Below are 19,967 nucleotides of genomic sequence, written 5' to 3'. Positions count from 1 at the left end.
CTCGATCCCCGTTTCCCGTGACTCAGATATAGGTGCGCAGGAACTCGCCGAGTGCGCACATGGCCAGGCTCTGGCCATAGGGCATGGAGGTGAGCGCGATGTCCTTGTAGAACTGCATCGTGTCGCCCATCGCCGTGCCGAAGCTCACCTGCTGCAGCTCGCCGGTCTCGTCGATGTTCGCCAGCACGCCGCGCACCGCCTTGATGCCGACCGCCTCATAATGGCGCGGCAGATAGCCCTTCCGCACGGCCTTCAATATGCCATAGGCAAAGCCGGCGGTGGCCGATGCTTCCAGATAGCTGGTCGGATCGACGATCAGCGTGTGCCACAGGCCGGTTTCGGCGTCCTGCGTCTCGGCCAGCGTCTTCACCTGGGCGGCCAGCGTGTCGATCAGGAAGGTGCGGAAGAAATCGCCTTCCTTCAGGTCGAGGATCTCGATGATCTCGGGAATGGCGATCGTCACCCAGCAATTGCCACGCGCCCACAGCGCTTCGGCGAAATTGTGGCGGCCGTTAAAGTCCCAGCCATGGAACCACAGGCCGGTCTTCGTATCATAGAGATATTTGATATGGACCAGGAACTGGCGCTTGGCTTCCTCGACATAGGCCGGGCGACCCAGCAGCAGGCCGATCTTGGCCAGCGGCAGCACCGACATCATCAGCGTGTCGTCCCACATCTCGCCGGGATTCTCGTCATTATAGACGATGTGCTGGAACCCGCCTTCCTCGGTCTTGGGCAGGCCATCGGCCGCCATCAGCCATTCGGCCCAGACGTCCAGATAGGGGATGTAGCGCGGGTCGGGCTCATATTCATACAGATAAGCCAGCGTGATGAACGGAGCCATCGTGTTGATATTCTTGGTCGGCGTGCCTTCGGCAAAGCGATCCTCGAACCACTGCTTGATGATGCCCAGCGCCTTCTGGTCGCCGGTCTGCTCGAAATAGCGCCACATGCCGAACAGGCCGACGCCATGGGTCCATTCCCATCCGGCCCAGCCCTTGGTGTCGATGATGCGGCCATCTTCCAGATGGAGCAGGAATTCGCCTGTCTCGTCCTTGATATTGACGAGATTGTCCATCAGCCGGTCGATGGATTCGACGACCTGCTGGCGCGGTACATCATGGGTGAGAGCGGCCACTTACTTGGTCTCCTTGAGGTCTGAAGGTGCGTTTGGCGCGGTCACCATCTGCACCGGCAGACCGCCTTTCACATTGCGTAGGGTGACGAGGCGTACGGTTTCGAGCGCATCGCCCGGCTGACCGTCGGACGTGACGGCCAGCGCGACATGGTTCTGGCCCCTGTGGTTCAGGATGCCTTCGGGAATGGGGAAGGTCCGCTGCGGCCCGACATGGGCGATGAACTGCCCCATGTTCCAGCCATTGACAAAGACCAGCACACGGTAACGGACCGGCGAACGCGGCTTGCTGGCGTCGCCGAAGCTCAGGCCAATGGTCGCGTCCTGCCCCTTGGGAACGTTGAGGGCAAAGCTGGTGCGATACCAGCTCGTTCCGGCCGCCGCCTCACTCGCGGGCACGCTGGCCTTGGCCCAGCCGGCATCGTTGAAGCCGGGCAGGTGCCAGCCCATCCGCTCGCCATAAAGGCCGCCATTATTGGCCGGACCACGGGCGACATCGGGCAGATCCTCGCCGCCCTGCTTGCCCTGAATCTTCCAGTGGATCGGCACCGCGAAGCTGCGTCCGCTCGGGCCACCCTCCAGCGATGCGGAGATGAGGCCGCGCGCTTCCTTGTGGAAGTCGTCGCTGTCCAGATCCCAGTTATGGCCATTGTTGCGGACCATGACGGAAAGCACATGCTCGCCCGCCGCCTGCGCGTCCGCCGGCAGGGCAAAGCGCGCCGTGCCGGTGGTGATCGGCCGGGGCAGGCCGCCGGGCGTCTCGCCTTCGCCCAGGAACTTGCCGTCGACCCAGGCCTGCACCAGCCCCGAACCGCCCGCGCCATAATAAAGCGATAGCGCTTTTGCATCAGGCGACCCGGTGAAGCGGCCGCGATACCAGACATCGCCGTCATGGAAGCCATAGGCGTCCATCAACATATTGGGCTGGCCGTCGGGCTTGGCGGTGGTGCTGGCATAGGACCGGTTGTCGATCGCCTGCCAGCCGCTGTCGTCAAAACCGGGCTGCGCCTCGGGCGAACCCTGTGCCATGCGCCAGTCGTTGAGCGGCGGCAGCGCAACATCGGCCGGGCCGGCGAGCGGCTGGACGGCGGCGATGCTGCCGATGGCTGTCGCCTTCGTCGTCACCTTCGTGCCGTTCCAGCTGACGGAACGGACCGCCTTGGGCGCCCAGATTTCGAGCGGGCTGGCTGCATTCGTATCGCCGGTCAGCGCCAGCGAACCGCCCTTGGCGACAGCGCTGCGTACCAGCGCCGGCCCGCGCACCAGCATGTCCTTCTCGCGCCAGTAGCGCGTGCCCTCGGCTTCGTCGGCCAGGATCAGGGTCAGCGGCGGACGCCCGCCCCCCTCGATCCGCACCACGGCGCGGCCCTGATGACTGTAATCCAGCTTCAGGTCGCCCTTGGCCGCATCGAACGCGCTGCGCGCCTGGCCTTCCAGCACCGTCACCTTGGGCGCGGACGCATAGCGCAGCACCGTCTCGCCCGGCTCGCCGGCGCGGCCATAGAGCAGGATCAGGTCATTGCCGTCGATCTGCTGCGCCGACTGGAGTTCGGAACTGGAATAGACCAGCCGCTGCCCGCCCAGCGTCACGCCCGCGACCAGCCATTTGGCATCAAAGCCATTAAGCTGCATCGGCACGGTATAGCGGCCATCCGGCAGGTCGGCGGTGAAGCTGAAAGCATCGCTCGTCTGCCCGTTGGACGGCTTGTGCGTCACCATCAGGAAACGCGCGTCCGTCTCCGGGCTCTTGTTGTGATAGATTTGGATATTGGGCGAGCTGATCTCGGGCGTCCCGGCCGGGATCATGCCGGCCATGTCGGGCACCGAGGCGATCAGGCCGCCCAGCTGCTTCATCTCCAGCGCCTTTTCGCGAATTTCGCGCGGCTCGGAAATGGCGGAGCCATAATCATAGCTGCTGAACACCACCGGCGCGGGTAGCCAGCCCCAGCTGGTGCCGCCATAGCCCATGTAGAAGCTCTGGATGCCGATGCCATTGGCCAGGTTCGTGCCATAGAAGACGCGCTGGAATCGCTTGCCCCGCTGGATCGCGTTGCACTCATAGCCGCCGTTCGATCCCCAATAGTCGAACCAGCCGCCGCCGAATTCTGCCAGGAAGCCGGGCGTGTCGGGCGAGGCCGAAGCGCCGCCCTTGGCGCCGCCGGGACCATAATAGCCCCAGTCGGGCGCGGCCGACCCGCGCGTCGGCTTGCCGTCGACAGTGCAGGTGCCGCCGGGATAGCCGTCGAACGCATACATGTCGTTCGGGCCATGGACGACCTTGTCCACCTTGCTGTTTTCCGGGGCCCAGTAACCGTTGCGGCCCTGGTCATTGTGGAACAGCGGCACGGTGATGCCGTCGGCCCGTGCCTTGGCATAGAGATGGTCCATGTAGCGCCGCTGGGCCGGCGTGGTCATCGCCAGCTCATTCTCGATCTGGTGCAGGATCACGCCATATTTGCGGCTGGGATCATTGTTGATCTGGTGCTTGGCGATGATCGCGTTGACCTTTGTCAGCCATTCGTCGGCCGCCGCCATGTAATCGGGATCGTCGGTACGGGCGCGGGCGCGCTGGTTGACCAGCCAGCCGGGAAAGCCGCCGCGCGACAGTTCCGCATTCACATAGGGACCGGCGCGGGTGATGACATAGAGGCCTTCCTCCTCCGCCATCGTCAGCAGCCGGTCGATGTCGCGGATACCACTAAAGTCGTACACGCCCTTTTTCGGGCTGTGGAAACCCCAGTCGAAATAGACGGCGACGCTGTTGAATCCGCTCGCCTTCATCTTCTGCAGGATGTCGCGCCACAGATCGGGCGAGGGCAGGCGGAAATGATGGAATTCCGACGACCAGATCACCATCCGCTTGCCGTCGATCATCAGCGATCGCGCATCATAGGACACGCGGCCGAACGTCTTGACCGGCGCGGAGAGGTTGGCGGTTGGTTTGGCCTGCTGCGCCAGGACGGGCGTGGCCAGCATGGTGCCAAGGGCGAGGGCGGCGATGAAGCTACGCATGGATGTCAGCCTGTCCTGCACTCAATCCATGTGGAACAGCAGCGACAGCGGCCATTCCTTGGGCTGGTTGCTCGGCTGCACCTCCATCAGCGGCGCCATATAATCCCACCAGCGCTTCATCACCGGATGGTCGGGCAGGCTGTCGCGACTATTGTCCTCGCGCAGCTTCAGCACCGCGAACAGGCTCAGCGTCTCTTCGTCCAGGAAGATGGAATAGTCATGGATGCCCGATTCGGTCAGCAGCGCCGACAGCTCGGGCCAGATCTCGTCATGGCGCTTGCGATATTCCGCGACCACGCCGGGCTTGAGCTGCATCTTGAAGGCGTGGACGGACATCGGCTCTCCCCTGTGAACCATATTATGGAACTCGAAACCGATATTTGGGTAACATCGTCCCACATGTTCGTCAAATGCTAAGAATGGGTGGGACGATGCCCGTTTCAGCGCGCCAGGATCGGGCTGTTGCGGATCGTCAGGCCCGCCACATCGTCGAACAGCGCGGATGGCCGTGCGTCGGGCGTCGCCGTCTCGGCGGAAAAGCGCTCGATCGTCAGCCGCTCGGCATGGCGCGCCCATAGTGCCCAGCTGGGCAGTACCCCGAACATGCTGGGTTCGGGATAGGCATCGGCCAGTTCGGCGGGCCTGCGCGCCGCATCCTGCGCGGTGCCGCCACCCTGATAGGCCAGATGCACGTCGCGCAGCGTCACGTCGCGCACCGGATGGCCCGGAAGGCCGGCTATGCTCGCGGGAAAGCGATGATCGATCCCGCGCGCATCCACCTCGCTGATCTCCACGCCGTTGATCGCGCCGATGCCGGTGCCGTCCGGTCCGCGCCGCCGGTCGCCGATGCGCAGGAAGATCGGCGCGGTCGTCACCTCGCGCATCGTCAGCCGCCGCGCGACGATATTCTCCATCACCCCGCCATCGACGGTTTCCAGCGCCAGCCCGCGGCAGCGGGTGAAGCGGCAATCCTCGATCCGGATATTGCGATATCCGCCATTGCTCTCGGTGCCCAGCTTGATCCGGCCGGTGACCCGGTCCTGGTCGGGCGCGATCTGCTGCGTGGTGCGCTTCGTGCCGTCCAGCATCGATCCCATGTCATAGCCGGACACGTCGCAGTCGCGGATCAGGATATCCTCCGCCGCGATCGCCCGGCCCAGCGCATAGCTGCTCTTGACGACGATGCCGTCATCATTGGGCGAATTGACCCGGCAGCGTTCCACCACCACGTCGCGCACGCAGTCGAGGTCGATGCCGTCGCGCTCGGTGTCGATCGCTACATTGTCGATGCGCAATTGCTGCGTACCGGTCGCGATGATCGCGAAATGCCCGCCCTTCAGGATCGAAAAGCCGCTCAAATGAATGTCGCGGCCATTCTTCAGCGCAATCGCCTTGTTGCCAAGGCCATTCATCTTCGCGGCATCGGGCTCCAGCTCGGCAATCTGTGCGTCGCTCATGCCGCGCATCGACAGCGGCCGTTCGCCGGCCTGCTTCTTCCAGCGCGCGCCCGGCCCGTCGCGGGTCAGGCCCAGGCCGTGGATCATGCCGGGGCCAAGAATCGCGACCTCGACCAGATCCTCGCCCCAGATCAGGCTGTTGTGCCAATGGCTATGGCCGAAATCCTGATAAAGCTGGTCGATCCCCGTCTCGGGCAGGTCATAGCGGCCGGCATGGCGCGCCGGATCGGCCGCCTCGATCACCGCGCCTTCGCCGATCACCAGGGTGACATGGCTTTTCAGCCGGATCGAGAAGCAGAGATAGCGGCCGCGCGGCAGCAGCACCGTGCCGCCACCCGCCCGCGACGCGGCCAGGATCGCCGCATTGATCGCATCGCTGTCGATCGCGATGCCGTCGCCGCGCGCACCATGGTCGCGCACGTCGAAACGCCGCGTCGCATGACCGGCAAAGGGCCGGGCGGCTGTGGGCATCAGCAGCCCACCAGCGGTCAGCCCCAGCAGGGTATCGCGACGGCTCATGATCGAACCGCTCAACTGCCGGCAGGCCGCTGGCTGCTGTGACGCGCGCTGGGAACGATCGCCACGGCGGCGGCACTGGGGGGGCGGCTCGGGACGAAGGCAGGGGCGATGACATGGGGCGCCAGCGCCGGAATCCGGGCGCGTATCTGCTCTGCTATCGCATTGGCCAGAAGCCAGGCGCCGTAATTGTCGTGGTGGGTCTTGTCATTGCCATTGTCGTTGAAGGCGCTCGGTGCGACATCGGGACCGAGCGCCTCGTAAATGGCGCGACTGTCGGCATTGAGGTCGATCAGCGGCACATGCTCCTCCGCGGCCAGCTTGCGCATGGCTGCGGCATAGCTGCCCAGCGTATCCTTGACCTTGCCCCGTTCATCGAAATTGCGGCGCTCGGGCGACGTCACCAGCACGGCATGGGCGCCGCGCCGCTGCACCTCGGCGATGTAGAGATGCAGATAGGCGGGGTAGGTCGTGGCCGCATCGACATAGGTTTGCGGCCATTGTTGCTTCTGGTCATTATGGCCAAACTGGATGAACACCCAATCGTCCGGCTTGATCGATGCCAGCAATTTGTCGAATCGCAATTCGGTAATGAAGGATTTGAGCGTCGCGCCCGACTTGGCGTGGTTGGCGACGGCGATGCTGTTGTCGAGCATTGCCGGCAGCATCTGGCCCCAACTTGCCGCTGGTTCGGCATATTGATCGGTTACGGTCGAATCGCCGGCCAGGAAGATGGTAGGGGCGGTCACGGGCTCGATCCGGACTGACGACACTTCAGGCTGCCCGAGAAATTCGAGCGTCAGCTTGTCGTCCCAGGTAAATTCCTTGGCGTCGTTGGCATCGATCCGGACGCGGGTGCCGCCAGGCGCATTGGCTGGCGGCGCTGTCAGCACGGGGGAGCGCTTGTCGACCAGGAACTGGCGCTGGATGAACTGGCCTTTGCGGGTTTCGACATTGCGCAGCATGAGCCGTCGGGCTTCCGCCTTTACCGTCGTGTCGCCCGCGGCATCGCTGGCCCCCAGTCTTACCGTCACCCGATAGGTGCCGTCCGGGACCGCTACGGAAAACAGAAAATCACTGGCCGTGCCATGGGACTCCATCCCATGGTTCCCGGTGCGATAGGGCGTCTGCCGTTCGGTGCTGCCGTTCGACAGGTCGAAATTCATGGGAAAAGCGGGCTCTGCCGCGGCGGTGGGCGATGCTGCCATCAGCAGCAGGGCAAGAGCGGTGCTAAGCGACATGACGCTGTTTATCCCGAAAAGGGCTGGCAGGCAAAAAGGGGAGCGCATGGCAATGCGCTCCCCGAGAAGGCCGCCCGTGCAGAGGCGGCAAACACTGATCGAGCGTTGATCACGGTGGATCGTCTCACAAAATGACTTAATGATCCATATATAGGGATAAAATTCAGGTCAATGGGTAACCGTATCGAAGATGATGTGCGCTGCATTGGTCCACATGGTGGAACTTGCGCTCATATTATGATTTTTATGGAAATGTCGTGAAATATAATATAGTGTGACACGAAATTTCACATAGTGGGAATGCTGGCGAGGGCCGGCACATTGGGGAGGAAGTCATGATCGAGCATTACAGCCGTATTGCGTCCGCGCGCCGTTCGTCGGTGATCGCGCTGGCCGTCGCCATGATGGCGGGCGCGCCGGCCTTGGCGCAGGACCAGGCGCCGCAGGCACAGCCTGACCAGGAAAATGCCGACATCGTCGTCACCGGCTTCCGCGCCTCGCTCAACAGTGCGCTCAGCATGAAGCGGCAGGAAGCCGCTGCGATCGACTCGATCGTCGCCGAAGATATCGGCAAGTTCCCCGACTCCAACCTCGCCGAATCGATGCAGCGCGTGCCGGGCATCGCGCTCCAGCGCGGCGACGGCGGCGAAGGCCGCAACATCTCGGTCCGCGGCCTTGGCCCGGCCTTCACCCGCACCCGCATCAACGGCATGGAAGGCACGTCGCAGACCGGTTCGTCGGACATTTACGGCGCCGGCAACAATGGCCGCAGCTTCGACTTCAACGTCTTCCCGACCGAAATCTTCTCGGCCCTGTCGGTGCGCAAGACCCCCTCGGCCGATGTCGAGGAAGGCTCGCTTGGCGCAACGGTCGATCTGAGCGCGCCCAAGCCGATGGAGCAGAAGGAGGATTTCGTCCTCTCGATGACCGCGCGCGGCGTCTATAACGAGCTGTCGAAGGAGGTCGATCCGCGTGCCTCGCTGCTGGTGTCGAAGAAGTTCGGCGACAGCGGCTTCGGCATCCTCGGCTCGGTCGCCTATCAGAAGCGGCACATCCGCGAAGTCGGCTATTCGGCGGTGGACATCCTGTCGGCCAATACCAATGGCGGTTTCTGCTCGCCGGTCGGCTTCGCGCCGCAAAACCCGGCCGACAATGCTGCCAAGGGCGCCGATGCGCTCAATTGCTCGACCGGCAATCCGCGCACCAGCACCAGCGCCGCCTATCAGGCCATCTATGATCTGCGTCGCGACGACCTGCCCAACACGCCGGGCAGCGGCGCCTTCCTGCCGCGCATTCCGCGCTACCTCAATTCGGAACAGAATCAGGAACGCATCGGCGGATCGCTGACCCTGCAGTTCAACCCCGACGACGATACCGACATCTCGCTCGACATGCTCTATTCGCGGTTCGAGGTGACCCGGCGCGACAATTATATCGCCGCCATCTCCTTCGCCCGCTCGGCCGCCAATAACGGCCAGCCGATGACCTCCGTGCGCGATATCGAGTTCGACGAGAATGGCTCGCTGGTCCAGGGCGTGTTCGACGGCGTCGATGTCCGTTCCGAAGGGCTGGTCGATCATTTCGTTTCGACCTTCAAGCAGGCCAACCTCAACTTCCGCCGTCGCCTCAACGACAGTCTGGAACTGAGCGGCATCGTCGGCTTCAACCGGTCCATCTGGGACGGCAAGAAGCGTCTGCAGACCTTCATGGACGCGATCGACACCGACGGTTTCTCTATCGACTATAGCAAGGGCGGCACTACGCCGACGCTGGGCTTCGGCATCGACGTCAATGACCCGGCCAGCTTCAACTATGCGCCGGGCCGTTCTGACGGCACCGTCCTGGGCGGCTTCAGCTATCAGGGCAAGCCGTCGAAGAACACCACCGACAACATGACCGCCGACATCAACCTCAAATGGACGGTCAGCGACGCCTTCTCGATCAAGGGTGGCGCGCAATATCGGCGCAGCAATTTCCTCTCGACCTTCCTGCGCCCCTATAATGCCGATACCGTGGTGCGGGCGCTGCCGGCCGGCACGACGCTGGCCGATATCACCACCAATATTACCGGCGTCGACAAGCTGTGGGGCCATGGCGCACCGTCCAGCTGGGCCGCGATCGATCCCGACAAATGGGCCGACACCTTCGGCTTTGACGATGTCCGCTATTGCGGCGTGGAATGTGGCGGCGGCCGCAGCCGCGTGCGCGAAGAAGTCATGAGCAGCTATCTCATGGCCAATTTCGACCTGAGCGATGCGATCGGCCTTGGCGTTCGTGGCGATGTGGGCGTGCGCTACGTCAAGACGGATATGCTGTCGTCGGGCTATGTCGCCGTGGCTCGGGCCAGTTCGCCGACCGGGCTGACCGGCCAGTTCGCGGCCGCCACCAACAGCTATGACGACTGGCTGCCCTCGGCGAACATCGTCGTCGAACCGGTCGAGAATGTCCTGGTCCGCTTCTCCGGTGCCAAGGTCATGGCCCGTCCGGAACTCGGCCTGCTGACCCCGACCAGCGGCGTCAATCCGGTCACTCGCGTCGGCAATGTCAACAATCCGTTCCTCGACCCGATCCGCGCCAACACCTTCGACGTTGCGGTCGAATGGTATTTCCGCCCCGGCTCGCTGCTCTCGGCTGCCTTCTTCTACAAGGATATCAAGAGCTTCATCCAGAATGTGAACAGCCAGATTCCATTCAATCAACTCGGCCTGCCGGATGCCTTGCTGGAAAACAGCAACACGCTGCCGACCGAACTGTTCACGGTGTCGCAACCCTTCAACACGCCGGGCGGCAAGCTCAAGGGTATCGAGCTCAATGCCCAGATTCCCTTCACTTTCCTCGACGGCTTCTTCAGCAATTTCGGCGTGCTGGCCAACTACACCCATGTCACGTCGAAGATCGACTATATCCTCGCCAGCGTGAACGGCGTGCCGACCGTGACGACCACGGCGGACCTGGTCGGCCTGTCGCCGAACACCGCGTCGGGCACGCTCTATTATGAGGATGACAAATTCTCGATCCGCACCACCGGCAACTTCCGCGACAAGTTCATCCGCGGCATTCCGGCCTCGCCCGGCAGCGACCTTCAGGGCAATGCCAAGACCTTCTACATGGATGCGTCGGCCAGCTATAATGTCACCGATCGCCTGAAGATCATCGTCGAGGCGCAGAATCTGACCGACGAGCAGAACCGCCTCTATATCGACAGCCAGCGTCAGGACACGCTGTTCGAAACCCGCATCGGCCGCACCTTCACCTTCGGCGTGACCTACCGGATGTAATTTCCCAGTCCTCCCCAACCTTGGAGCCTGATCGTCTGAGGTGGAAGCGCTTTGCGCTTTCACCGAAGGCGTGAATCAGGCTCCATTTTTATCTGGCGGGCACGGTTACCAATGGTAACCGTGCCCATTTTCTTGTTTGGGACGAAAGGAAATTCAGCGCTGGCCGCTGAAGCCCACGGCGGCGCTGATCTGTTCGGCCGACTTCATCACCTGCTCGGCCAGCGCCGGGCGGACATCGTCGGTCAGATAATGGGCCGCGCTCGCGATCGAGATGGCGACGCAGATCTGTCCCTTGGCATCGCGCACCGGCACCGCGATCGACCGCACGCCATCGCCCAGTTCGCTGTCGTGCAGCACTTCGCCGCGCGCCTTGTGGACCCGCATCTCGGCAATATAGGCGTCGATCTGCTTGCGGCTGGCCTCGCCGCCCTTGGCCTCGACATAGAGCCGTTCCCAGGTCGCCTCATCCTCGTCCAGCAGCAGCGCCTTGCCCAGGCCGGTTTCGGCGACCGGACGACGATCGCCCGGCGCGGTCGCGACGCGCAGCCGCTGGTTGCCGGTCACCCGGTCCAGATGGCGCGACCAGTCGCCCTCGCGCTTGCCCACGAACACGCAAAAGCCGGTCTTTTCCGACAGCAATTCCATGAACGGGCGGGCGACGCGGACATAGTCGATCTGCTCGGTCGCCAGCACGCCCAGTTGCAACAGCTTGGGGCCAAGCGCGAAGCCGTTGCGCGTCACCGCCAGATAGTCGCGCGATTTCAGCGCCTGCACTAGCCGGTGTGCGGTGGTCTTGCTCATGCCCAGCTTGCGGGCCAGATCGGCGGCACGGATCGGTCCGTCGATCACCTCGTCCATGATATCGAGCGCGCGCATCAGCGTCTGCGTGCCCTTAACGCCCTGTTCCTGCTTCTCTTCGCCATCTTGCATATGTTTTTTCGCTTCCTGTTTTCGTCCCATATATAGGGTCGTCCCACATATCGGAAACGAATTTCGCAACGATGGAGCAATGATCGCGGTCGGCCCAAAAACATAAGGGCCCGCCGATCGAAATCGGCGGGCCCATAGCCGTCAGTCGCGACCCGACGGGGATCAATATTGGACGGTAACGGTCACTGCGCGGCGGTTCTGCGCCCAGCTTGCCTCGTCCGAACCCAGAGCGGCCGGCCGTTCCTTGCCATAGCTCACGGTATTGATGCGGCTGGGCGAAATGCCCAGCGATGCGAGATAATTTTTGGCCGCATTGGCGCGACGGTCGCCCAGTGCGATATTGTAATCGCGGGTGCCGCGTTCGTCGGCATGACCTTCGATGGTAATGCGGACATTGGGGTTCTGCTGCAGCCAGGCGGCCTGGCTCTGCAACGTCGCCTGATCCTCGGCATCGACATCATATTGGTCGAGGCCAAAGAAGATGCGGTCGGACGAAACCGACGCGACGAAATCTTCCTGGCTGCCCTTGACCGGGCCGGTCTGGCCGGTGGAGCCGCCCGTCTGGGTCGTGTCGCTGCCACCCGGTGCCGGCGGCAGTTCGGCCGGCGGCTTCTTCGAACAGGCGGCGAGGGCCAGGACGGCGGTTGCCATGAGCAGGGGCCGGGTGATCTTCATCGGGGTCTCCTAAGGATATCGCCAAGCTGCCACCCGGACGGGCAACAACATGGTTGGTAAAAATCGTTACGCTGTCAACCCGATAGGGTTCCCTATCGGTTAGAAAAGCTGTGGAAAACTTATGGCAGCAACGGACCCCAGGCCGGGTCGGAGCCGCTGAGCGGAGTCGGGATGCGCCGTTCGTTCACGCCGGTCAGGTCGACCTGCCACACCTGGCTGCTGCCCTGGCGGCCCGGCGTGGTGCGGAAGAATTGCAGCACGCGGCCATTGGGCGACCAGGTCGGCTGCTCGTCCTGCCAGCCATTGGTCAGGATGCGCTCATTGTCGCCGCTCGGCGTCATCACCGCGATCTTGAAATCGCCCGACAGCTTGGTGAAGGCAATGAGGTCGCCGCGCGGGCTCCATTCGGGCGTCGCATAGCGGCCGCCGCCATGGCTGATGCGGCGCTGGTTCGATCCATCGGCATTCATCACATAGATTTGCTGCCCGCCCGACCGGTCGCTTTCGAACACGATCTGGCGACCGTCCGGCGAATAGGAACCGCCGACATCGATGCCCGGCGAATTGGTCAGCCGCACCGGCGCGCCGCCCTGGGCCGATACGCGATAGATATCGGTATTGCCCGACACCGCCATCGAAAACAGGATGTTGCGGCCATCGGGCGACCAGCGCGGCGCGAAGGTCGTGTTGTTGCTTTCGGTCACCAGCCGCTGCTGCCCGGTGCCGATGTCATAGACATAGATGCGCACCCGGCTGCCCAGATAGCTCACATAGACGATCGACTTGTAATCGGGCGAGAAGCGCGGGGTCAGGGCGATCGACTGGCCATTGGTGATGAAGCGGTGGTTGGCGCCATCGGAATCCATGATGGCGAGGCGCTTGACGCGGTTATCCTTGGGGCCGCTCTCGGCGATATAGGCGATGCGGCTGTCGAAGAAGGGGCTCTCGCCCGACAGCCGGGCATAAATGGCGTCAGCGCATTTATGCGCGGCGCGGCGCCAGTCGCGCGGCGCGACGACATAGCCCTGGCGCGTCAGTTCCTGCTTCAGCGCCACGTCGTAGAGATAGCAGCCCACAGTGATGTCGGCCTCGCCGCCGGTGGTGCGGACAAAGCCCTGCACCAGCGCCTGATAGGCACCCCATTTGTCATAGACCGGATTGGTCACTTCCGGGAAAGCGAGCGCTGGCATGCCGGCCGGGCCGGACGGATCGAACAGGCCCGATCCCTTGAGGTCGGTGGCGATCACCTCGGCGATCTTGCGGCCCAGTTCAGTGGCGGTGCCGGCCGGGGTCGCCACATCCTGCTGCGCCGGCAGGGCGGGCACCGCGATCTTCAAATTGCTGTCGATATCGCCGGTCACGTCGACCGACAGCTGCGCCAGCGCGGGCATGGCGGTGAAGGCGAGCAGGGCGGCGGTCGCCGCGGCCAGGCGGCGGAGCAGGGTCGTCGTCATCGGGTCAGCCTCGCGTCAAAGCGGAGTGGCCGCAGCCATTTCCATTGTTCATAATATTCGGGCGGCAAATTGCGGAAGGGCGAAGCGAGCTTCACCGCCTGGATCGCGCGCTCCGCATGCAGCTTGGCCTGGGGCCGGTTGCTGGCGGTGACGCCCAACTGGTCGATCACTTCGGGCGTACCGATTACCGCGCCATTCTTGTCCAGCCGCACTTCCAGCAGGGTCACCAGCTGATCGGCATCCGCGCCTGACGGCGGGCGCCAGTTGGGCTTCAATTGCCGGCGGATCTCGGCGTCGAGCGCGGCCTTCTGCTGCGGCCCCATGGCGGTGGCCTGTGGCGCGGCGGCCGGCTTGCGCGGCGCGTCGGCGCTGGTGTCGATGCCTTTGAGGAAATCATTGCCCAGCAGCGATCCCTTGGGCTTGGCCGCGGCCTTGCCCGATCCCGATGCGGCCGCCGGCTTGGCGGCCTTGGGCGCGGGCTTGGCGCTGGCCTTGGCCGGCGCGGCGGCCGCTGCCTTGGGCTTCTCCGGCACCGGCTTCGCCCTGGGCTTTTCTGCCGGCTTTTCGGGTGCCGGCTTGGGCTTGGGCGCCGCCTTGGGCGTTTCCTTCTTCGGTGGCGTCGGTTTCGGCTTGGGCGGCGCGGGCTTCGCGACCTCCTTGGGCGGGACCGGCTTTGGCTTGGGCGGCGCCGGGGTCGGCTCGGGCATGGGGGCCGGCTCGGGCTGGGCGGCGGGCGCGGCATCCTCGGTCGGGCCCTTCTCAGGCGCGACGCTGGGCGGTGGCGGCTCGGTCGAAATGCGCGGCGCGGTCGATTGCAGCGCCACCTCGTCCACCAGGCTGACATCCATCGGCGGGCTGTTCAGCTTAAGCGGATTGGGCGTCGCCAGGAACCCGGCCGACAGCAGGCCGAACAGCAGGACATGTCCTGCCGTCGCAACGCCAAGGCCGATTTTTTCCGCGCGTTCCATCGGTTTGACCTATGGCCCCTATTCTGAACCTGCGCTGACATCGTCGGCGCCGTCCTGCCCGCCGGTGCTGACCAGCGCCACCTTGTTGAGGCCGGCCCGGTTGAGCTCGCCCATCACCCGCATCACCCGGCCATAATCCAGCGCCGTGTCCGCCCGCAGGAAGATTTGCGGCGCATCGGGCTTGCCGGCATTGGCCGACACGATCTCGGCCAGCCGGTCGGGCAGGTCGGCGTCGCTAACCACGTCTTCGTCGACATAGATGGCGCCGTCGCGATCGATCGACACCACCGTCGGCTTGGCGTCCTGGTCCAGCCCCTTGGCGCGCGTCTCGGGCAGGTTGACCGGCACGCCGGTCACCAGCAGCGGCGCGGTCACCATGAAGATGATCAGCAGCACCAGCATGACGTCGACCAGCGGCGTCACGTTGATGTCCGCCATCGGCGCGCGATTGCGCCCGCGCCGACCGGACGGAGGACCGGACATCGCCATCAGCGTTGGGCCTCAAGCTCGCGGCTCAGCGTCGCGTAGAAGCCATCGGCAAAGCGGTTGAGGCGCGATTCCATCCGGTTGATGCCATGGCTGAACCGGTTGTAGGCAATCACCGCCGGGATGGCGGCGAACAGGCCGATCGCGGTCGCGAACAGGGCCTCGGCAATGCCCGGCGCCACGACGGCGAGCGAGCTGTTCTGCGCGGCGGCGATCGAGGTGAAGGCGCGCATGATGCCCCACACGGTGCCGAACAGGCCGACGAACGGCGCAACCGAACCGACCGTCGCCAGGATGTTCAGCCGGTCCGACAGGCGGTCGACCTCGGCCGCGATCGTGCTCGACATGCTGGTCGCCAGCCGGTCGCGCGTGCCGTCGCGGTCGATCACCTTCTGCGCGGTGGAGCGGCGCCATTCGGTGACGCCGGCGGCCATCACCTTGGCGGCCGGGAATTCGGCCTTGCCGCGGGCTTCATAGAAACGGTCAATATCGTCCGCCTTCCAGAAATCCGCCTCGAACGCGCGGCTCTGCTTGCTCGCCTTGCGCAGGGTGAAGCTGAAGCCGATGATGATCGCCCAGGTCCAGATGCTGGCCAGCAACAGGCCCAGCATCACCCCCTTCACGACGATGTCGGCCTGCAGGAACAGGGCGAGCGGCGAAATGGTGGCGGCGTCGGCTGCGGCGCCAACGGCGGCGCCGACGTCAGGCATGGACAGGTTCATGGGTGGATGTCTTCCCCTCGCATCAAACGGCTGAAAATCTCGATCCAGGGGCGCGGCTGGCGCTGCGGTCGTCCCTGGGGTGTCAGATAGGCGACGGTGATGACGCCGTCGGTCAATATGTCCTCGCCGCGCATGACTCTTTGCTGAATGACGCAGCTGGCGGCCCGCACCTCCATCACCTGGCTGACGACCATCAGGTCATCGTCCAGCCGGGCGGGACGGCGATAGGCGAGTTTCAGGTCGGTGACGGCATAGACGCCTTCGCCGCCTTCATGATTGGCGCGCTGGTCGATGCCGGCGATGCGCAGCATGTCGGACCGGGCGCGCTCCATATAGCGCAGATAATTGGCGTGATAAACCAGCCCCGACAGGTCCGTATCCTCGAAATAGATGCGCAGCGGGAAATGATGCACGGCGGCGATGAACCGTCCGGATGCGGGCGCTGGCAGGGGATCGGCAAGGGGCATGGGCGGCTATTAAGCATGGCGTGCGGTTCGCGCAAAGGCGGAAAATCGCGCGGGCGAACCATCCATCCGTCGCGATGGCCCGTTCGCCGCCCGCGAAGGGGCTTGGCGCGTGGCCTTACTTGTCGGTAGGGGTGACTGGAACGAACATTTGGTGAGGAGAATGGGACATGACCGACATAAAGACCGTGGGCGTGATCGGCGCCGGCCAGATGGGGGCGGGCATTGCCCAGGTCGCCGCCCAGGCCGGCTATGACGTGATCCTGTCCGACATCGACCTGCCCCGCGCCGAAAAGGGCAAGGCTGGCATTGCCAAGCTGCTGGCCCGCGCGGTCGAAAAGGAAAAGATCAGCCAGGCCGATGCCGATGCCGCGCTTGCCCGCATCACCCCGGTCGGCGAGATCGCGCCGCTCGCCGGCGCCCAGCTGGTGATCGAGGCCGCGACCGAGCGGGAAGAGGTCAAGCGCACCATCTTCACCAATGTCGGCAAGATCCTGGCGCCCGACGCCATCCTCGCCACCAACACCTCGTCCATCCCGATCACCCGCCTCGCCCAGGCCGCGCCCGACGCCAGCCGCTTCGTCGGCGTCCATTTCTTCAATCCGGTGCCGGTGATGGTGCTGGTCGAGGTCATTGGCGGCCTCGCCACCTCGCCCGAGACGGTCGCCGCGGTCGAGGGTTTCGCCGCGAAGATCGGCAAGACCACGGTCCATGCCTTTGACGCGCCCGGCTTCGTGGTGAACCGCATCCTGCTGCCGATGCTGAACGAGGCGGTGTTCGTGCTGGGTGAGGGTGTCGGCAGTGTCACCGACATCGACCAGGGCTGCAAGCTTGGCCTCAACCATCCGATGGGGCCGCTGACCCTGCTCGATTTCGTCGGCCTCGACACCGCGCTCGAAATCCTCAACGTCTTCCTTACCACCACCGGCGATCCCAAATATCGCCCGGCGCCGCTGCTGGTCAAATATGTCGAGGCCGGCTGGTATGGCCGCAAGACCGGCAGGGGCTTCTATGATTATTCGGGGCCGGAACCCGTCCCGACCCGGTAAGAGCCTGTTTGGAAAATCGCGAAAGAGCGATTTTTCAGCGCGGTACCAGCCCGCTCCCCCGCCCAACCACCCGACAGGATGACACTGTATCGGGTGGTTGGGCGGGGGAGCGGGCTGGTACCGGCTTTCTCAAACGGTCAGGCAGGGCGGCCTTGTGCCGCCCTATCCCGCGCTCAGCCCATGTTTTTTCATGCAGTGGCGCAACTGGTCATAGGTCAGGCCGAGCCCCTTGGCGGTCGCCCGCTGATTATAGCGGAACCGTTCCAGCGCCGCCCGCACGATCGCCGCCTCGTGCGCGTCGACCGCCGATTTGAGATCGGTGACATCGCCATGACCGTTCATCACCGATGCGGTCACCGGTGCCGGCGTCGCGCTTTCCGCTGACGGTGTCGCAGCTCCCGGCATCAGTGGGCGCGGTTTCCAGGGCGAGGCGAAGGGGTCGAACACAATGGACGAGATCGGCCGCCCCGGCTCGGGCCAGCGATACACCGCCCGCTCCACCACATTGCGCAGTTCGCGCACATTGCCCGGCCAGCCATAGCCTTCCAGTTCGGCCGCGCAGGCAGCGGAGAAACCCGGCCATTGCGGCCAGTTCAGTTCCGCCGCCATGCGCCGGCCGAAATGGTCGGCCAGCACTGTTATGTCGCCTTCGCGCGCGCGCAGCGGCGGCAGGGTAATGACCTCGAAGCTCAATCGGTCGAGCAGATCGGGGCGGAAGCGCCCGGCATCGGCGGCAGCGGGCAGATCCTCGTTGGTCGCCGCGACGATGCGGACATCGACCATCACCGGTCGCGACGATCCGATCCGCGTCACCTCGCCATATTCGATCACGCGCAGCAGTCGCTCCTGCGCGGCCATCGACAAGGTGCCCAACTCGTCCAGGAACAAGGTGCCGCCATCGGCTTCCTCGAACCGGCCCGGCCGCGCCTTGGTCGCGCCGGTGAAGGCGCCCTGTTCATGGCCGAACAGTTCCGCCTCGATCAGCGTCTCGGGCAGGGCGGCACAGTTCATCACGATCAGCGGCTCCCCCCAGCGCGGCGACAGATGATGCAGGCGCTCGGCGATCAGCTCCTTGCCGGTGCCGCGTTCGCCGATCACCAGCACCGGACGATTGAGTTCGGCGGCCCGCCCGGCCAGCTCGACGGCGTCGAGAAAGGCCAGCGACTGGCCGACAAACTGGGTATTTTTCTCCATGCGCCAAAATATGGGGAAATTTCCCAACTTTCAGCAAGCAAAATCTTTGCGTAGCCGTGCCAAATCCTGAAAAAATGGCTGTTTTCTGCGCTTTTCGAAAATTGGCACGGCCTCTGCAATGTTGGGAAAGAAGCCGCTGCACAGACAGGCGGCACCTTTAGAAGGCCAGGTTCAAGGAGTGTTGAAGATGGAAAAGAACAGCAACAGCGTTCGCGAAATCGGTCAGCTGATGTCGGTCGCCATTGCCGCCGTCCTGTTCGGATCGACCATGATCCTTTCGGCGGTCGGCCCGGCCCGCGCCAGCGAAGCGCCGGTCCTCGCGACCCAGGATACCCCCGCGACCCTGCGCTATCTGGCGTAAGGCCGCACGACCCAGGCCGGGGCGGACATGCCCCCTCTCGTCCGCCCCGGCCCCCTTGAAGAGAAGACCAGGAGCACCGTTAAAATGGGTATTTTCTCCCGCACCCGAGACATCATCGCCGCCAATGTCACCGACCTGCTCGACAAGGCCGAAGACCCGGCGAAGATGATCCGCATGATCATCCTCGAAATGGAGGAGACGCTGGTCGAGGTGCGCGCGTCCGCCGCCCGCACGATCGCCGACCAGAAGGAAATGCGTCGCCACATCGGCAAGCTGCAGGCGCTGCAGGACGGCTGGACCGAAAAGGCACAGCTGGCCCTCAGCAAGGACCGCGAGGATCTCGCCAAGGCTGCCCTCGTCGAACGCCAGAAGGCCGCCGACATGGCCGAGCATCTCTCCCACGAGATCGAGGTGCTGGACGAGGCGCTGAAGGCGTCGGAAGAGGACATCGCCAAGCTGCAGGGCAAGCTGCGCGAGGCGCGTGCCCGCCAGAACAGCCTGGTCAGCCGCATGGAAAGCGCGCAGAACCGCCTGCGGGTGCGTGAAGCCTATGCCGGCGAGAAGGTCAACGAAGCCTTTGCCCGCTTCGACATGCTCGAACGCCGCGTCGATATGGCCGAAGGCCGCGCCGATGCCATGGGTCTGGGCGCACAGCCCAAGACGCTGGAAGAAGAAATCGCGGAGCTGAAGTCGGCCGACAAGGTCGATGCCGATCTCGCCGCGCTCAAGGCCTCGATGAACAAGGGAGCCTGATTCCATGGAAGACGTCTTCTTGCCTATCATGGTCTGCGGCATGCTGTTCATCGGCATGCCCTGGCTGATCTTCCACTATGTCACCAAGTGGAAGCAGGCACCCAAGATCACCGACGAGGATGAGCGGCTGCTGGACGAACTCCACCTGCTCGCCCGCCGTCTCGAAGACAGGCTGCAGACGGTCGAACGGATCGTCGCAGCCGACAATCCCGACTTCCGCCCGCAACGTCCGGCACAGGACGATAATTACGACTTCGACCGGAGGAACTGAC

18 protein-coding genes are annotated in these 19,967 nt (G+C 64.2%); 5 read left to right on the top strand and 13 right to left on the bottom strand.

Features of this window, described 5'->3' with window-relative positions; translation table 11 throughout:
- Positions 1-22: 22 nt before the first annotated feature.
- From bglB to N6H05_RS03705, 5 genes are all read right to left on the bottom strand, one after another.
- Positions 23-1,138, bottom strand: a complete 1,116-nt coding sequence (gene bglB / locus N6H05_RS03725) for a beta-galactosidase BglB (protein ID WP_284112757.1) — start codon at positions 1,136-1,138, stop codon at positions 23-25.
- Positions 1,139-4,147: a glycoside hydrolase family 35 protein gene (locus N6H05_RS03720; RefSeq protein ID WP_284112756.1), complete on the bottom strand. Its 3,009-nt coding sequence runs from the start codon at positions 4,145-4,147 to the stop codon at positions 1,139-1,141.
- A 21-nt stretch (positions 4,148-4,168) separates the two neighbouring features.
- The gene (locus N6H05_RS03715) at positions 4,169-4,483 is read right to left on the bottom strand and encodes an L-rhamnose mutarotase (protein WP_010339248.1); all 315 of its coding nucleotides are present in this window, start codon (positions 4,481-4,483) and stop codon (positions 4,169-4,171) included.
- A gap of 104 nt (positions 4,484-4,587) precedes the next feature.
- Positions 4,588-6,123: a rhamnogalacturonidase gene (locus N6H05_RS03710; protein ID WP_284112754.1), complete on the bottom strand. Its 1,536-nt coding sequence runs from the start codon at positions 6,121-6,123 to the stop codon at positions 4,588-4,590.
- A gap of 11 nt (positions 6,124-6,134) precedes the next feature.
- Positions 6,135-7,361 (bottom strand): rhamnogalacturonan acetylesterase, encoded by a 1,227-nt coding sequence (locus tag N6H05_RS03705; RefSeq protein WP_284112753.1) that lies wholly within the window; start codon positions 7,359-7,361, stop codon positions 6,135-6,137.
- A gap of 335 nt (positions 7,362-7,696) precedes the next feature.
- Between N6H05_RS03705 and N6H05_RS03700 the strand changes: the two genes are divergently transcribed.
- A complete protein-coding gene (locus tag N6H05_RS03700; protein ID WP_284112752.1) occupies positions 7,697-10,639 on the top strand; it encodes a TonB-dependent receptor in 2,943 nt (980 codons plus the stop codon).
- Positions 10,640-10,792: 153 nt separating this feature from the next.
- On the opposite strand, the gene N6H05_RS03695 is transcribed toward N6H05_RS03700, so the two are convergent.
- From N6H05_RS03695 to N6H05_RS03665, 7 genes are all read right to left on the bottom strand, one after another.
- Positions 10,793-11,569 (bottom strand): IclR family transcriptional regulator, encoded by a 777-nt coding sequence (locus N6H05_RS03695; RefSeq protein ID WP_037508079.1) that lies wholly within the window; start codon positions 11,567-11,569, stop codon positions 10,793-10,795.
- 162 nt (positions 11,570-11,731) lie between these two features.
- Positions 11,732-12,244 carry a peptidoglycan-associated lipoprotein Pal gene (gene pal / locus N6H05_RS03690; protein WP_159367574.1) on the bottom strand — a complete coding sequence of 171 codons (513 nt, stop codon included), beginning with the start codon at positions 12,242-12,244 and terminating at the stop codon, positions 11,732-11,734.
- A 119-nt stretch (positions 12,245-12,363) separates the two neighbouring features.
- Positions 12,364-13,698, bottom strand: a complete 1,335-nt coding sequence (gene tolB, locus N6H05_RS03685) for a Tol-Pal system beta propeller repeat protein TolB (RefSeq protein ID WP_284112750.1) — start codon at positions 13,696-13,698, stop codon at positions 12,364-12,366.
- On the bottom strand, positions 13,695-14,666 hold the full coding sequence (tolA, locus tag N6H05_RS03680; RefSeq protein ID WP_284112749.1) for a cell envelope integrity protein TolA: 972 nt from the start codon (positions 14,664-14,666) through the stop codon (positions 13,695-13,697). The genes tolB and tolA overlap by 4 nt, the downstream gene beginning before the upstream one ends.
- 18 nt (positions 14,667-14,684) lie before the next feature.
- A complete protein-coding gene (gene tolR / locus N6H05_RS03675; protein WP_004209369.1) occupies positions 14,685-15,155 on the bottom strand; it encodes a protein TolR in 471 nt (156 codons plus the stop codon).
- The gene (tolQ, locus tag N6H05_RS03670; RefSeq protein WP_004209370.1) at positions 15,155-15,874 is read right to left on the bottom strand and encodes a protein TolQ; all 720 of its coding nucleotides are present in this window, start codon (positions 15,872-15,874) and stop codon (positions 15,155-15,157) included. The genes tolR and tolQ overlap by 1 nt, the downstream gene beginning before the upstream one ends.
- Positions 15,871-16,341 carry a YbgC/FadM family acyl-CoA thioesterase gene (locus N6H05_RS03665; RefSeq protein ID WP_004209371.1) on the bottom strand — a complete coding sequence of 157 codons (471 nt, stop codon included), beginning with the start codon at positions 16,339-16,341 and terminating at the stop codon, positions 15,871-15,873. Before N6H05_RS03665 ends, tolQ begins: the two co-directional genes overlap by 4 nt.
- A 167-nt stretch (positions 16,342-16,508) precedes the next feature.
- Here N6H05_RS03665 and N6H05_RS03660 point away from each other — a divergent pair, with 167 nt between their 5' ends.
- Positions 16,509-17,387 (top strand): 3-hydroxybutyryl-CoA dehydrogenase, encoded by an 879-nt coding sequence (locus tag N6H05_RS03660; protein WP_284112748.1) that lies wholly within the window; start codon positions 16,509-16,511, stop codon positions 17,385-17,387.
- A 162-nt stretch (positions 17,388-17,549) separates the two neighbouring features.
- Here the strand turns inward: N6H05_RS03660 and pspF are convergent, their stop codons facing one another.
- Positions 17,550-18,581: a phage shock protein operon transcriptional activator gene (gene pspF / locus N6H05_RS03655; RefSeq protein WP_284112747.1), complete on the bottom strand. Its 1,032-nt coding sequence runs from the start codon at positions 18,579-18,581 to the stop codon at positions 17,550-17,552.
- Between the two features lie 187 nt (positions 18,582-18,768).
- Here pspF and N6H05_RS03650 point away from each other — a divergent pair, with 187 nt between their 5' ends.
- From N6H05_RS03650 to pspB, 3 genes are all read left to right on the top strand, one after another.
- Complete coding sequence (locus tag N6H05_RS03650; protein WP_007708701.1) at positions 18,769-18,942, top strand: hypothetical protein; 174 nt, start codon at positions 18,769-18,771, stop codon at positions 18,940-18,942.
- Positions 18,943-19,026: 84 nt separating this feature from the next.
- Entirely contained in the window at positions 19,027-19,695 is a 669-nt protein-coding gene (gene pspA / locus N6H05_RS03645) for a phage shock protein PspA (protein WP_004209375.1), read from the top strand.
- 4 nt (positions 19,696-19,699) lie between these two features.
- Positions 19,700-19,966, top strand: a complete 267-nt coding sequence (gene pspB, locus N6H05_RS03640) for an envelope stress response membrane protein PspB (protein ID WP_004209376.1) — start codon at positions 19,700-19,702, stop codon at positions 19,964-19,966.
- Position 19,967: the final 1 nt, after the last annotated feature.

The sequence above is a fragment of the Sphingobium sp. WTD-1 genome, from assembly GCF_030128825.1.
Lineage (GTDB): Bacteria > Pseudomonadota > Alphaproteobacteria > Sphingomonadales > Sphingomonadaceae > Sphingobium.
This window is presented reverse-complemented; position numbering and strand designations above follow the sequence as displayed.